The sequence below is a fragment of the Thermococcus sp. genome (assembly GCF_027023865.1).
Taxonomy (GTDB): Archaea; Methanobacteriota_B; Thermococci; order Thermococcales; family Thermococcaceae; genus Thermococcus.
The window spans coordinates 193,929-206,771 of the sequence record NZ_JALVUC010000025.1; the positions used below are offsets into that span (position 1 = coordinate 193,929).

13 protein-coding genes are annotated in these 12,843 nt (G+C 52.2%); 4 read left to right on the top strand and 9 right to left on the bottom strand.

Going from position 1 to position 12,843, the window contains the following annotated elements; all coding sequences use genetic code 11:
- Positions 1-8 precede the first annotated feature (8 nt).
- From MV421_RS10605 to MV421_RS10635, 7 genes are all read right to left on the bottom strand, one after another.
- A complete protein-coding gene (locus MV421_RS10605) occupies positions 9-1,451 on the bottom strand; it encodes an NAD(P)H-hydrate dehydratase (RefSeq protein ID WP_297518349.1) in 1,443 nt (480 codons plus the stop codon).
- A gap of 287 nt (positions 1,452-1,738) precedes the next feature.
- Positions 1,739-2,191 carry a hypothetical protein gene (locus MV421_RS10610; protein ID WP_297417706.1) on the bottom strand — a complete coding sequence of 151 codons (453 nt, stop codon included), beginning with the start codon at positions 2,189-2,191 and terminating at the stop codon, positions 1,739-1,741.
- Positions 2,192-2,258: 67 nt separating this feature from the next.
- Positions 2,259-2,819 carry a [protein ADP-ribosylglutamate] hydrolase gene (locus tag MV421_RS10615; RefSeq protein WP_297417911.1) on the bottom strand — a complete coding sequence of 187 codons (561 nt, stop codon included), beginning with the start codon at positions 2,817-2,819 and terminating at the stop codon, positions 2,259-2,261.
- Positions 2,819-3,778 (bottom strand): DUF835 domain-containing protein, encoded by a 960-nt coding sequence (locus MV421_RS10620; protein WP_297417703.1) that lies wholly within the window; start codon positions 3,776-3,778, stop codon positions 2,819-2,821. The genes MV421_RS10615 and MV421_RS10620 overlap by 1 nt, the downstream gene beginning before the upstream one ends.
- On the bottom strand, positions 3,775-5,049 hold the full coding sequence (locus MV421_RS10625) for an amidohydrolase family protein (RefSeq protein WP_297417908.1): 1,275 nt from the start codon (positions 5,047-5,049) through the stop codon (positions 3,775-3,777). Before MV421_RS10625 ends, MV421_RS10620 begins: the two co-directional genes overlap by 4 nt.
- Before the next feature lie 63 nt (positions 5,050-5,112).
- Positions 5,113-5,886, bottom strand: coding sequence for an S-methyl-5'-thioadenosine phosphorylase (locus MV421_RS10630; RefSeq protein ID WP_297417905.1), 774 nt, complete (start codon positions 5,884-5,886; stop codon positions 5,113-5,115).
- A 198-nt stretch (positions 5,887-6,084) separates the two neighbouring features.
- Positions 6,085-6,219: a hypothetical protein gene (locus tag MV421_RS10635; protein WP_297503386.1), complete on the bottom strand. Its 135-nt coding sequence runs from the start codon at positions 6,217-6,219 to the stop codon at positions 6,085-6,087.
- 229 nt (positions 6,220-6,448) lie between these two features.
- Here MV421_RS10635 and MV421_RS10640 point away from each other — a divergent pair, with 229 nt between their 5' ends.
- Together MV421_RS10640 and MV421_RS10645 are read left to right on the top strand one after the other, a co-directional pair.
- A complete protein-coding gene (locus tag MV421_RS10640; RefSeq protein ID WP_297416922.1) occupies positions 6,449-7,177 on the top strand; it encodes a proteasome assembly chaperone family protein in 729 nt (242 codons plus the stop codon).
- A 9-nt stretch (positions 7,178-7,186) separates the two neighbouring features.
- Positions 7,187-7,570: a DUF473 family protein gene (locus tag MV421_RS10645; RefSeq protein ID WP_297416919.1), complete on the top strand. Its 384-nt coding sequence runs from the start codon at positions 7,187-7,189 to the stop codon at positions 7,568-7,570.
- On the opposite strand, the gene nucS is transcribed toward MV421_RS10645, so the two are convergent.
- A complete protein-coding gene (gene nucS / locus MV421_RS10650) occupies positions 7,567-8,316 on the bottom strand; it encodes an endonuclease NucS (RefSeq protein WP_297416916.1) in 750 nt (249 codons plus the stop codon). The two genes, MV421_RS10645 and nucS, sit on opposite strands and share 4 nt — an antisense overlap.
- Positions 8,317-8,352: 36 nt before the next feature.
- Entirely contained in the window at positions 8,353-10,863 is a 2,511-nt protein-coding gene (gene radA, locus MV421_RS10655) for a DNA repair and recombination protein RadA (protein WP_297503418.1), read from the bottom strand.
- A gap of 1,074 nt (positions 10,864-11,937) precedes the next feature.
- Here radA and MV421_RS10660 point away from each other — a divergent pair.
- Positions 11,938-12,567, top strand: a complete 630-nt coding sequence (locus MV421_RS10660; protein ID WP_366938808.1) for a DNA-binding protein — start codon at positions 11,938-11,940, stop codon at positions 12,565-12,567.
- A gap of 132 nt (positions 12,568-12,699) precedes the next feature.
- Positions 12,700-12,843 carry a hypothetical protein gene (locus tag MV421_RS10665; protein WP_297416911.1) on the top strand — a complete coding sequence of 48 codons (144 nt, stop codon included), beginning with the start codon at positions 12,700-12,702 and terminating at the stop codon, positions 12,841-12,843.

Below are 12,843 nucleotides of genomic sequence, written 5' to 3' on the forward strand. Positions count from 1 at the left end.
AATGAACCTCAAAACTCATCCACCCATTTCACAGCCTCCTGGACTTTTTTAGCCACCTCAAGCGCGGTAAAGTTCTCTCCCAGCTCTTCCTTTGCCATGTCACCGGCGAGGCCGTTCAGGAACGCACCAACCGAAGCGGCCCTCAGCGGCTCATTGCCGAGGGCGAGGAGAGCGCCGACGAGGCCTGCCAGAACGTCTCCAGTTCCGCCGGTTGTCATGCCCCTGTTTCCGGTTTTATTGTACTTCCAGGTTTTCTCGTCGCTGATGATGTCGTATGCTCCCTTAAGCAGGACAACACCCCCAACCTCACTGGCCTTTTCCTCAACAACCTTAACCATGTCCACGAACGAACCTTCGGGCTTCACGCCAAAGAGAAGCTTGAATTCACCGGTGTGCGGCGTCAGGACGAAGGTCTTACCCTTGAGAACGCTTAAGTCCTCAGCGAGGGCCTTCAGCCCGTCCGCATCAATCACCATCGGCTTCTCACATCTCTTGATAAGCTCCCGTACAAAGACCTTTGTTTCCTCTGTGAGGCCTATTCCTGGACCAATAACGACCGCATTGACCTTCTCGGCGAGTTCGATTAGATTACCAGCGTGCTCCGGCTTGAAATTCCTCCCCTCGACCGGACGGAGAATTAAATCGGGGTCGCCTATTCTCCTCGCCGAATATTCGGGCATCGTGAGGTAAACCAAGTCAACCAGGTACGAAGCGGCCTTCGATGCTAAATAGGGTGCCCCAAAGTAGTCCTCGCTTCCGCCTATTACGAGCAGCTTTCCGTTCTGCCCCTTGTGCTCGCCCGTCTTTCTCAGTGCGAACTTTGCATCACCCGGCCCGACGAGGTGGTGAAGCTCCCTTGGATAGCCTATCTTGGTTATTACCCTTTCGAAGTCCCCGTAGTCCTCCTTGTCCCACTGGAACGTCACCGCGAAGTCGGCCCTAACGCGGATTTTTGAAGGATAGCCACTCGGAAGGTCGATGCTGACGATTTTAACCCTCCCAGAGTACTCGTTTATCTTTTCAATCGCCGAGCGTATCGGTTCGCGGGGTTCTCCCCTCGTTCCGGCCCCGAGGAGGGCGTCGACTATAACGTCGTAACCGCTCAGGTCAAGGGGCTTTATCTGTGAGGAGTCCTTAAGAACAGTTATTTTCACAAAGTCCAGCCCCTTCAGTGTCTCCCAGTTGTGCCTCGCCTCCTCACTCCTTATCTTCGTCCCGTCGCCAACGAGGAAGAGGGTAACCTTGTTGTCAAAGCTGAGATGCCTCGCGGCAACAAAGCCGTCGCCACCGTTGTTGCCCGTTCCTGAGAAGACTGCTATCCTGAGGCCTTTTCCGAATTTTTCTTCTATCGTCCGTGCAATGCCCGCTCCGGCGTTCTCCATGAGCTGAAGTGGAGAAATCCCAAGCCATTTGGCATTGATATCCCAGATGTAAACATCCTCTATGCGCATGAGCACCACCGGTTGAAATTCCAGTGGAAAGGATAAAAGACTATCCTTCTCCGCGGGAGGAGTATTAGAGAAACACGATGAAAGGGCCTAGAAGAAGACAACGCTGGCCTCTTCCAGCCTTAAAGGCAAGGCTTTCAGAAGAAAAATGTAAGCATATCAACGGCTGTAGAATACTAACATCCGCGGGCAAGGTACGTTCAAATATGATCCTTATAAGCGACCGTCCGAGTGGCGCAAAGCCCTAGAATAAGAGGACAATCGAGGAAGCGATCTTCTTTACGAATTCCTCAGGCTCTCTCCAAGAGATGACATAGCTCTCCTCTTTCAGTTTTTACGACCAAAAATGCCATAATCACTAGAGAGCCATACCATAGCAAAGCCCAAAGCAGAAAAGATAAGAGAGTGGAAAAATCTGCCTCCCAGATGGCGGAGGGAAACTCAAGGAAGAGGGCTAAAACAACGTAGGCCTTCAGGAGGATCTTTGAAAAGGGTCTACCCGCAAACAGTCCGAGGGCGAGCTCAAAGATGACCATAAGGGCCACATAACCAATCCAGAGGGCCATGGGTAATCTTCCGAAGACCCAGAAGTTGTACATTACTGTAAGGGAAAGGGGATACGAAAAGGCAAAAAGCCTCAGGAAGAACCTCAGAAAGAGCAGAAGCCGAAGGGAGTACCTCCTACCCCCTAGGGGAAGAGGCCTACCGTTCTCTGCATGTTCATCTGCCATTCCCCAAGCCATGGACGGCACCGAACGGGGTCTAAATACCTATGAGGTTTGATTGTAAACATTATAAGGCTTTTGGCAGTTAGAGGTTAGGGCCGCGAAGCGCCTTTAGCGCTCTCCCATAATCCCTTTCCGAGTACAGCACGAGGTAAACCCGCTCAACGCTCTTCGCTTTCCCTGAGAACTCCCCAACGACCTCCTCGAAAGTTTTAACGACCGCCTCAAGAGGACAGCCGTAGATGCCGGCGCTTACCGCAGGAAAGGCTATGCTCCTAACACCAAGCTCCTCTGCTTTCCACAGCGCCCCCAGAATGGCTTTTTTCAGCTTTTCCTTCTTGTCCCCGTCCCAAACTCCACCGCAGCAAGGTCCAACCGTGTGGATGACGTAGCGGATTCCGTATCTCTCAAGCCTCAGTGCGGGAGTTACAACGACCTCGCCGTGGTTGATGGAGGTTTTTCCAAGCTGTTCGCGCATGGCTTTCTTGCTTATCCTGATGTACTCCATTGCATCTCCAGCCGCAGCCTTGGCTATCGCATAGGCAACACCGCCGCCGTGCTCCAAATAGCGGTTTGCAGCGTTCACTATCGCCTCAGCCGGGAATCTCGTTATATCTCCTTTAACAACCTCGAACTCCACAGGGATCACCCCATGAGCCTCTTCAATAGAGTGCGCTCCTTCCCATCCAAGAAGGAATCATCACCAACCAGAATAACAGTGCCGCCGTGGAGGTGGGCGTAGTCGCGGAGAGTGGTGAGAAACTTCAGAACGGGGATGAAGCCGTTCTCTAACATGAGGTATTCGAGGCCGTCTATAACGACCACAGGCCTTACGCCTTTCTCCTCCGCCCGGGCCATGAACTTGACGGCCATGTCAAGCATCCTAGCGAGGTTCGTGGGACTAACAGACCTCTCTCCGGAAACTTTGGTTATCCAGAAGCGGTTGGGGCCGTCACCGCGGGAGCGGGAGAAGACCAGGGCGCCGTCGAGAACCCCCTCTGGGACGGAAGACATCATCAGGAGACCGGTCTTCACATCCAGGCGGGAATCAGTGAACTCGAAGTCCTCAAATAAGGACGCACCCATGAAAACATCGAGGACAACGTAGGCCATCAAGAACGCCCCCAAAGCCGCCGAGAGTTCGGCGTAGACGCTGGAAAAGAGAAACCCCCACACGGTCGCCGTACTGGAGAAAATCAACTCTGTGAGGCCCACACGGCGGAGGTCATTGCTTTTGACAAACATGAGGTAGAACCCAGCCCCAGCAATGCTCCCGACGAGGATGAAGAGGGTCACGGTCGGATGTCCCGGAAAGAGGAATATGAGGCCCGCGAGGGGAACGAGGGCCAGGTAGCGGAACTCCCTGGCGTTTGGCAGGGGTTTGAAAAGCTCGTCGGCGGCCTCGATGTTGGCCAGCCACAGAAAGGCTGCTGAGAATGCAAGGGATGCAGAATAAACACTGGCGTCCCTCACGAAGAAGGGGACCGCGAGGGCGAAGAGGGCGAGGGAGTAGTAGGCCAAGGAGCGGCGGTTGGTGAAGTGATACCTGTAGAAGAGAAGAACATAGGCAACGAGCAGGGCCACCCCAAAGGCGAACTCAATCATGCCAGCTCACCGATGACCCTTTCCGCATCGCTGAGAATTTTCTCCTCGTCCAGTGTCAGTACTTCCCCGTCGAGCATTAAAACCCTTCCGTCCACTATCGTAGTCTCGACGTCGTTTCCGTTGGCGGAATAGACAAGGTGGCTTATCACGTTGTTCACCGGCCTGAGGTGTGGCCTGGTGAAGTTGATTACCGCCAGATCGGCCAGATAACCCTCCCTTATTACTCCAGCCTCGATTCCGAGTGCCTTCGCACCGTTGGCAGTCGCCATCCTAAAGACGGTTTTGGCATCGGCAACGGTCGGATCGAGGTTGTGAACCTTGTGAAGAAGCGCTGCCAACTTCATCTCCTCAAGCATGTCTAGGTTGTTGTTGCTTGCCGCTCCGTCGGTACCGAGGGCGACGTTGACACCAGCGTTGAGCAACTTTTGAATGGGCATGACACCGCTCGCCAGCTTCATGTTACTCCCTGGGTTGTGGACGACGGTAACCCCGTCCCTCGCGAGTATCTGGATGTCTCTGCTGTCGAGCCAGACACCGTGGGCGATGATGACGTCCCTTCCAAAAAAGCCGATTTCGTCGAGCAGAACAACGGGACTTTTGCCATAGCGCTCGGTTATCTGGCCTATCTCCGCCATCGTCTCACTTACGTGGATGGTTATCATCTTGCCGTGTTCGCTCGCGAGCCTTCTGACCTCTCCCAGCAGTGCTATCGAGCAGGTGTAGGGCGCGTGCGGTCCGAAGACAAAGTTAACCCTGTCAGAGTTGAGCCTCTCCATGAACTCCATCGTGCGAAGGGCTTCCTTGATTTCCTTCTCGGTTCTCTCCGGGTCGCCGAGGTCTATCATGCCATAGGAGAGGTAACCGCGGAGACCGCTCTCGAGCGTCACCTCAGCTACGGCATCCATGTTGAAGTACATGTCGAGGAAGGTTCCGGTTCCCGACGTTATCATCTCAAGCGCGCCGAGATATGCCCCGACTTTCGTGTATTCCCGCGTCAGCTTTGCCTCGCGTGGCCAGATGTAGTTCTGGAGCCAGTCCATAAGAGGCAGGTCATCGGCCAAACCCCTGAAAAGGCCCATCGGCGAGTGGGTGTGGAGGTTAATGAAGGCAGGAGAAACGATTCTTCCTTTGGCGTCTATGACGGTATCGGTGCTTTCGTTTATGCCCTTCGCGACCTTTGCTATCCTGTTTCCCTCGATTAAAACGTCGGCCTCAACGACCTCAAAGTTCCTCCCGTAGATGACCTTACCATTCTTGATGAGAATGCTCATGAGCATCACCCCTTTTGAAGAGGTGTGTTTCCAGTGGAAGTTAAAAAGGTTGGGGAGAAGAGGTCAGACGAACATGCTCTTCAGCACATCAGCGCAACCGCAGTGCCTCTCCTCTGGGATTTTTGGAACGGCCTTCTTAAGAAGCTCCTGGACCTTGGCGTTGTTCTCGGCCATGACCCTGATGACCTCCTGCGCATCCACGGGCTTGTCGGCCCAGACGTCGTAGTCGGTGACGGTTGCGAGGTTCGCGTAGCACATTCCGAGCTCGCGCGCGAGATTTATCTCCGGGACGAGCGTCATCCCAATGATATGGGCATATTGCTTGAACATCATCGACTCGGCGCGAGTTGAGAAGCGCGGGCCTTCAATGCAGACGTAGGTGCCCTTCTCGTGGACGGGGAAGCCGAGTTCTTTAGCCGTCTCGTAAAATATCCTCCTCAGCTCGGGGCAGAAGGGGTCAGCCATCGAGACGTGGGCCACCTTAGGTCCGTTGTAGAAGGTGTAGTCGCGCTTTTTGGTAAAGTCTATGAACTGATCCGTTATGACTATGTCCCCCGGTTTATACCCCTCCCTGAGGGAGCCAACGGCGGTAACGCCTATAACGCGCTCGATGCCAAGCTCGTGAAGCGCCCAAATGTTCGCCCGGTATGGAACCTCATGCGGCGGGAATTCATGGTGCTTGCCGTGCCGTGGGATGAATGCGACCTCAACACCCTCAATCTCCCCGATTTGCACCGGAGCCGACGGCCTGCCGTAGGGGGTGTGCATTTTTACCGTCTCTTTTGGCTCAAAGACACCATAGACGCCGGAGCCGCCGATGATACCGATTTTCACCATAGACATCACCCCCTGACCTCCTCTCCGCCGTGAATGGCGAGGGTTCGGCTTAATCCCTCGCTAATGGCGGTTCGGTTTACGGGCCCATCACCTACTCCCGTTGCCGGTTTCGGCTCAGCCCGAAGGCCGGGTCTTCGGCCCGTTACCCCTACCGCTGAACGGTTTGGGGTTATCGCTCCAAAGGCCACTAATCGAGTTTCAGACTGCCTCAACGGGCAGTCTTTCGAAGACGCTTAACAGCGTCAAACCCCCCAATGCTGGAGGGTAACGTGAAACCCCTCGTCTCATCGGGTTGTCCTTGAGTGGCCTCTCCGAGGCCTTATCACACTCCAAAGTTTAAAAGGGTTTTGACTGCTTAAAGACCGAATCCTAGATTACTACATCCCCAACCCTAAAGGACGAGGCTTTCGAGAAGAAAAACTCAAAAATATCGCCCGAGTTATTTAAGGGTTGCTACCGCTTTAAGATTGTGTGCGTAGGCGGTCTCTCCAGTGGAGATAAACCTCCAGAGTTTCCGAAAATTTAATAACCATTTGGAATTAAACATAGGTGGGGTGAGAGAATGGAGAACGGAAAGCCGGTCAGCATAGTCCTGCCAGATATTGAGAATCCTTTACTGATAGAGGGATATCCTGGAGTTGGATTGGTCGGCCATATAGCGGCGAACTTTCTCGTCAGGGAGCTTGGAATGGAGATGGTAGGCTACGTCGAAAGCCCCTTCATCCCCCCGATGGCGCTCATCCTTGATGGAAAGCCAAACCCACCACTGCGCTTCTATGGAAAGGACAACGTAATCATCGCAGTTGCGGACGTATACGTGGCTCCAACGCTCGTCAACGAGATAGTGAGGGAGCTGACAACTTACCTGAAGAAGAGAAACGCGGAGAAGGTGATATCCCTAGGAGGCATTGGTATTGGGTTCTTTAAGGAGCAGATGGACGTTTGGGGTGTTGGAGCGCGGGAGGAACTCAACAAAGAGCTAGAAGGAAACGGGGTCAAGCTCCTCCAGTACGGCTCGATAATGGGAATGAGCGGCAGGCTTCTCCTTGAGGCGAGTAGGAACAAGCTGGATGCCTACGTCATTCTTGGGGAAACTTTTGGAGACAGACCGGATCCAAAGGCCGCCGCCAACGTCATCGAGGCGCTCAAGAGGCTCGTTCCGCTGGAGGTCTCAACAGAGCCGCTTCTGCAGGAGGCAAAAGCGATAGAGGAGCAGCTCAGGAAAATGCACGAACAGATGGAGCAGGCCAGGAAAAAGGCTCAACAGCATTACGAAAGTATCTACCTGTGAGGTGAGACTATGGAAGCGATGGTCTTAGCCGGCATCTCGCGGCGTGTGCTGGATGAACTGATGAGGAATCCCCACAGGACGATAGAACTGAGAAGCGCCAAGAACGTTCTGGCAGTGGAAGAGGCGTTGGAAAAGACAATGAAGCTCTTTTTGACCCACGATCCTCTCACGGATATTGACATTGGAACGGAGGGCATCTTAGCGGAACTCCTAAGCATGGAGGAACTTGAGACTAGAATACCCTGGGAGGAGAGCGACGAGAGGGAAGTAACGGTCTGCAGAGCTAGGGTAAAGCTGGTCGGCCTCGGGAGGGTTGTCGAAATCGAGAGAAAGCACCACATGATGACCGTGAGCATTCGCGAACTGATGCCCCACGAGATGGGAATGAGTTAAACGAGCGTCGTCTGCCTGCCTTGGAACTTTCCTGAACGTTTTGGAGGCTCAACACGCCGAAATTCAAGCCCCTCAACTTCAAGGAGCTTTTTCGCTCCTGAGGTGAGGGAAGGAGCAACGAGAATTCCCCTCACGTTCGGGTGCTCTTTTTTAAGGGTCTCAACATAGCGCTTAAGCTGGCTGACAGCATGGAGTTCGGCCCTCCGCCGCTTCAGTTCCAAGACGACTAAGTTCCCGCCGGAATCCCTGCCCAGGATGTCAACTATACCGTGTCCTATGTCCTTCTCACGAAAGAGGGGCTTGAATCCGGGTTCTATGAGTTCAGGGTTCTCAAATATCATCCCGGCCATCTCGGCCTCACTCCCTGTCAAGGCCAGTTCCTCGTAGTCCTCAGCTTTGAAGAGGGAAACCAGGTAAACTTCCTCAAGCTCGACCTCAAGAACCTCCTTCGGCTTTCTCCTGACGGAGCGGAGAACTGGGGGGTCACGCTCTTCAAGGGAAACGAGGCTCCCGGGCGGCTGCCAGTTTACTGGCTCCCTCTTTCGGTTCTGATGGATGAGGAATGCCCCGTCGGGCTTGACGATTATGACCCTGTCGCCGGAACCAAGCTCGCTCTTTGCCCTACCGTCGTAGTAGACCCTGCAACGCGCGAAAATAGTTAAGAGGGCCTCGTTTGATAGTGCAGAATCAATGAGATGCTTGAGTTCCTCCCGTGACGGATTGATAGTTGCCCGAACCTTTGACATGAAACCGAGTAAAAAAAGAAGGGTTAAAAAGCTAACTCAGTCCTCGGCACCCTTCTCGGTTATTCTGAATATCGCCTCACCCTCTGGCAGGTGCGGGCTGTCTATCAACCTTGCCACCCTCTTCCCGGCTTTCCCCTTACGGAGATAGATTCTGAGCGTGGCACTGTGCGCTAAGATGTGCCCTCCAACGGGCCTCGTCGGGTCGCCAAAGAACGCATCGGGTTTGGCCTGAACCTGGTTGGTGACGAAGACCGCTATGTCATAGAGGTCCGCAAGGCGGTGCAAGTCGGAGAGGTGCTTTGCCAGCTTCTGCTGCCTCTCCGCTAGCGTTCCCCTGCCAACGTACTCGCTCCTGAAGTGGGCCATGAGAGAGTCAACTATGAGGAGCTTAACCGGCCTGTCGGTCTCGGCCTTCTTTTTGATGATCTCCTCGGCTCTCTCTATGAGTAACATCTGGTGGTTGCTGTTGAAGGCCCTCGCGACGTATATGTTCTTAAGGACTTCGTCGGGGTCAAGGCCACGATTTTCTGCGATCTGCCTTATCCTCTCAGGCCTGAAGGTATTCTCGGTGTCTATCCAAATGATGGAACCGTTAAGGCCGCCATCCTCGCGCGGCAGCTGGGTCATGACGGCCAGAGTGTGAGCGAGTTGGGTGTTGTGAAGCACTAGACCATTGGGTGCGATGAAGTTGTGTGTCCATGGTATAACTAGGTCATAAACCCAATCCTTGTACTCAACTGGCTCACTGGAGCGAACCTCATAGAACTCCAGCTTCCTCACAAGACTTATCGTGTCAATGGCGAGGGTGGCCACCTGCCTAAAGCGACCAATCTCCGCGAGGATCGCCGAGACCACCCGTTCTCTAAGGTCTTTCCTCCTCGGAAGCCCCCTTGTGCGGTAGTTGGACACCTGCCCCGCAGTGAACCCATATTTAATGAGGGACGTCCAAGCAAACGGAAGGTCGGGCTTTTCTCCGGATAAAACTGCCTTCTCCGCTTCATTGAGTCTCTCCAAGGCTTCCTTAAAGTAATCTTCAATGCGCGAAAGTGTCTCCTCCGTGAACCAGACTTCCCGGTTCCTCGTTAGTATGTGATAAGCGGTCTCATGATCCCTCTTTGGAAGGCGGAACTTGGAGTAGAGCTTTCCAAGGAACTTGGCAAGTGCCGGGGGATACCTCCCAACACCGCCACCGTTCATGTTCACTGACTTGAGGAGGGTTCTTCTGAGAACGGCTTCGAAGTCCTTCCTACCTTCCCCCGTGATGTAAATGCGGTGATAAACCTCATCCTCAATGTTTTTAGTGGAAACATTTGGAGTTATTCCAAGTTTCTTAAGGAGGAAAACCAGACCCTCGGATAGGTCAGCGCTCTTTGTAGTCATTTCCACTAGTGACTCCCGAACGTAGCCGTTCCCATCCACGTAACCAGCCAGAAACGCCACTATTGCTGAATCGTCGGCGTTCATTATCTCCTCTGGCACGGCCTTGGTTGATGCGCTTGAGCTGGCCAGGGGGCCAAGCCACTCTGCAGTCTTTTTTCTGAGCAGTATCCTATAAAGGCTACGCCTCACTTCAACGGTCGGTCTGTAGCCGTCATGCTCCTCGATAAAGTTTACCACGAAGTCCTTAATCTCCTCTGAACCCGTGGTTATCGAGAGCGGGTTCGACGTGCCTTCTGCTACAAAGAGTCCCAGGAAGTACGCCCGAGCTTCCCCAACGGGAATTCTGTTCGCTGGAACGCGCTTAACACCAACCACTATGTCTCCAACGTTTAACCGAGCCGCTGGGATCCACTGGAGGCCGTCCCTGAAGACAAGAACCGGGTGGGGGAACGTGGTTCGAAGTGAGTAACCTTTGGATAGAGTTATCTCCGCAAGCTTCTCGACGCGCTCGCGGTAGAGGTAGGAAGCCTTTGTCCTTATTATTTCGCCAGATTTAGGATCAAAAGTGTATACCGAGACGGTCTCCAGGGGGACCGCATAGCCACCATCGAAGGGAATCTCTCCAGAGGTCTCGGCATATTTCCGATACATCCCCTCAATGGTTTCAAAGTGGACCAGTGTGTCGTTCTCGTAGTAAACCTTTGTGTCCTTGGCAAAGCACTTTCCACTCCCAAACTCTCCAAAGACCTCAGTTATAGCCTGAGTCTCGACGCCGCCGCCTATGAGTTTATCAAGGCTCTTGCTTCCAGTTGAGATCTTACCGACGGCGCTCCTCTTTTCCATATACTCATCGGCACGCATGAAGGTCCCTATGTTCGCCGCTTCCCTTGCTGCCTGAATTATCTTGAGCGCGGCACCCTCACTTATCCCAGCTATCTCCTTAAGCTCCATCGGAGAGGCAACTGCTATGGCCTCGATGCTGTCGTAGCCAGCCTCGCGGAGCTTCTCGGCAGTTGCAGGACCAACGCCCGGCAGATCCTCAAGGGTTTTTATATCCTTCTCCTTCTTTTTTGAGGTTGAGCTTGAAGGAGGCTTCTCAACGACTTCCAGTTCCTCGAACTCCTCGAGTTCTTTTATTTCATCCTCCGCCATCTTTTTCTTCGGCATGAGCATCACCCTAAGTCTCTACCTTTTATAGGGGTAAAAAGTGCAAGGGTTATATACTTTTCTTCCCATATCCGTGGGACACCAGTACACAAACATGCGCACAATGTCCCGATAAAAACCTAACATCTCCTTGAAAATTCTAAGAAAACAAATAAACCCCTTAGTTTCCAGTGGAAACCGCAGGCTTAACCATCATGATAAGCTTCGAGTTTTATGGGATAACATCCCGGAGGGCAGGGGCAAGGCAGCCCATTGAGGTAGTTGCCGGGGGAAAGAAACCGCATTCGTTCTGACACTGTTACCCCGTAGAAGCCTGCATCACTTTGGCCACCTCACCTTTGATTTTTTACCCAAACAGACATCTATAGCATATAACTTAAAAAGTTACCACCCTTGCACTTTAGAGTCCACCAATGAAGAAATTTTTCCAGTGGAAACAGAGGCCCTTTTCGATGAATATCTGAAAGACCCCCCAGAGTTCTATTTCCACTGGAGCTGGGTTTGGGTAAAGGATGGATCTGAGTAGGGGTAAAAGAGAAAGGAATGTTCACAAGCCACTTTTCCAATGCCAAATAACCAGCCTTAAAAGATACCGTACGAATTTATGGTCAAACGTTTATTATATTGTCTAAAATCTATTTATAGATGAACATTGTATATAGAAATAAATAAATATTATCCCTCGATAAGAGACGGGGGAGTTTTACCGGTTTTCAAAAGGATAAATGGAGTAACCGGAAACCTGATTCCACTGGAAATGGAACCCCCTGGGGGGTACAATTGTGTTTTCTTTTATTAAAAATGAAAACAATGTTATTTTACTTAATTGACTTAATCGTACGTATATGTTCGTTGGAGTACCGCTTTTGATGTATCCTCATGTGCATCCATCTCCCAGTGGAAATGACTAGATGGATTCATCAATACCTTTATATATCTAAAATTTTAGTTGACATAGATGTTCTATCAATCCGTCTGTTTCCTGTGGAGGCTCTCCCATTCCCTTGGAGTTCTTCGTCTTCCCGTCCCCTTTCCACTGCAAAGTTAATTAACCCCCAAGTCGTAGCGTCTTAGGTGATTTCAGTGGACAACGTTGAGTCAAATGTTATAGAATGGCTTAAGAGCGGTGCCGATTCCGCCCGGGATATTGTGGATCTCCCTTGGTCCCTAAAAGAATTGCAACCTGGGGTTTACCTGGCAGAGCATCCGCGGATGCCGTTTTCGCTCATGGTGGCTTTTTCTGGGGATTTTGTTCGTCTGATAGTCCCCTTAGGTCTTGAGACCCTTTCAATGTCGACAGAGGAGCGCCTCAAAGTGTATCATACTCTCCTGAGGCTCAATGATGATGTACACCTGATGAAGTTTGCTCTCTCGGGAATGAACGATGACGTTTACCTTCGCGCTGATCTTGACAAAAAGACACTCGGAAAGGATGAGTTCAACGACGCCCTTGCCGCCCTGCTAATCGGTCTTCTCTCCGCGGTTTCTGCACTTGGCCTTGAGAAGGAGTTCGAGGACGAGATATTCGACCGTATAGTGGGTATGGTCGTGGAGAGAATTCAGAGAGGGGCCAGCAGGGAGGAGCTTATGCGGTTCCTCACCGTCAAGGTTGGAATGCCAGAGGGCGATGCTAAGGCGCTCCTGACCCAGATCTTTAATGCCGTAGAGAACAGTGATGAAGATGTGGAAATGGGTTATTTCTAGTTGTGCACTAGACTAGTTTTAGTGCCTCTTTCGATGGGATTTTCCCCGATTTTTTACACCCTTTTGTTCAACAACGCATATAAACCTCTGCTCCTACCAACCCAATGCTTTCCACTGTATCCGGTGCGTCCGGTGGAGTGGCTGGAGATACTCCCATTACCCTGTAAAAAATGGAATGAATTACAAAAAATTTACATAATGCAGGATAATATCCATATTATGTGGGATTTCACAGACGTTTTATACAGCACCGGCGGTGTTTCCTGTGGAGCGTGA

Bases quoted from the DNA above. Each gene is read 5' to 3' on its own strand.
- MV421_RS10605 (WP_297518349.1), bottom strand. From the start codon at position 1,451: ATGCGCATAGAGGATGTTTACATCTGGGATATCAATGCCAAATGGCTT.
- MV421_RS10610 (WP_297417706.1), bottom strand. From the start codon at position 2,191: ATGGCTTGGGGAATGGCAGATGAACATGCAGAGAACGGTAGGCCTCTT.
- MV421_RS10620 (WP_297417703.1), bottom strand. From the start codon at position 3,778: ATGATTGAGTTCGCCTTTGGGGTGGCCCTGCTCGTTGCCTATGTTCTT.
- MV421_RS10625 (WP_297417908.1), bottom strand. From the start codon at position 5,049: ATGAGCATTCTCATCAAGAATGGTAAGGTCATCTACGGGAGGAACTTT.
- MV421_RS10630 (WP_297417905.1), bottom strand. From the start codon at position 5,886: ATGGTGAAAATCGGTATCATCGGCGGCTCCGGCGTCTATGGTGTCTTT.
- MV421_RS10640 (WP_297416922.1), top strand. From the start codon at position 6,449: ATGGAGAACGGAAAGCCGGTCAGCATAGTCCTGCCAGATATTGAGAAT.
- MV421_RS10645 (WP_297416919.1), top strand. From the start codon at position 7,187: ATGGAAGCGATGGTCTTAGCCGGCATCTCGCGGCGTGTGCTGGATGAA.
- nucS (WP_297416916.1), bottom strand. From the start codon at position 8,316: ATGTCAAAGGTTCGGGCAACTATCAATCCGTCACGGGAGGAACTCAAG.
- radA (WP_297503418.1), bottom strand. From the start codon at position 10,863: ATGCCGAAGAAAAAGATGGCGGAGGATGAAATAAAAGAACTCGAGGAG.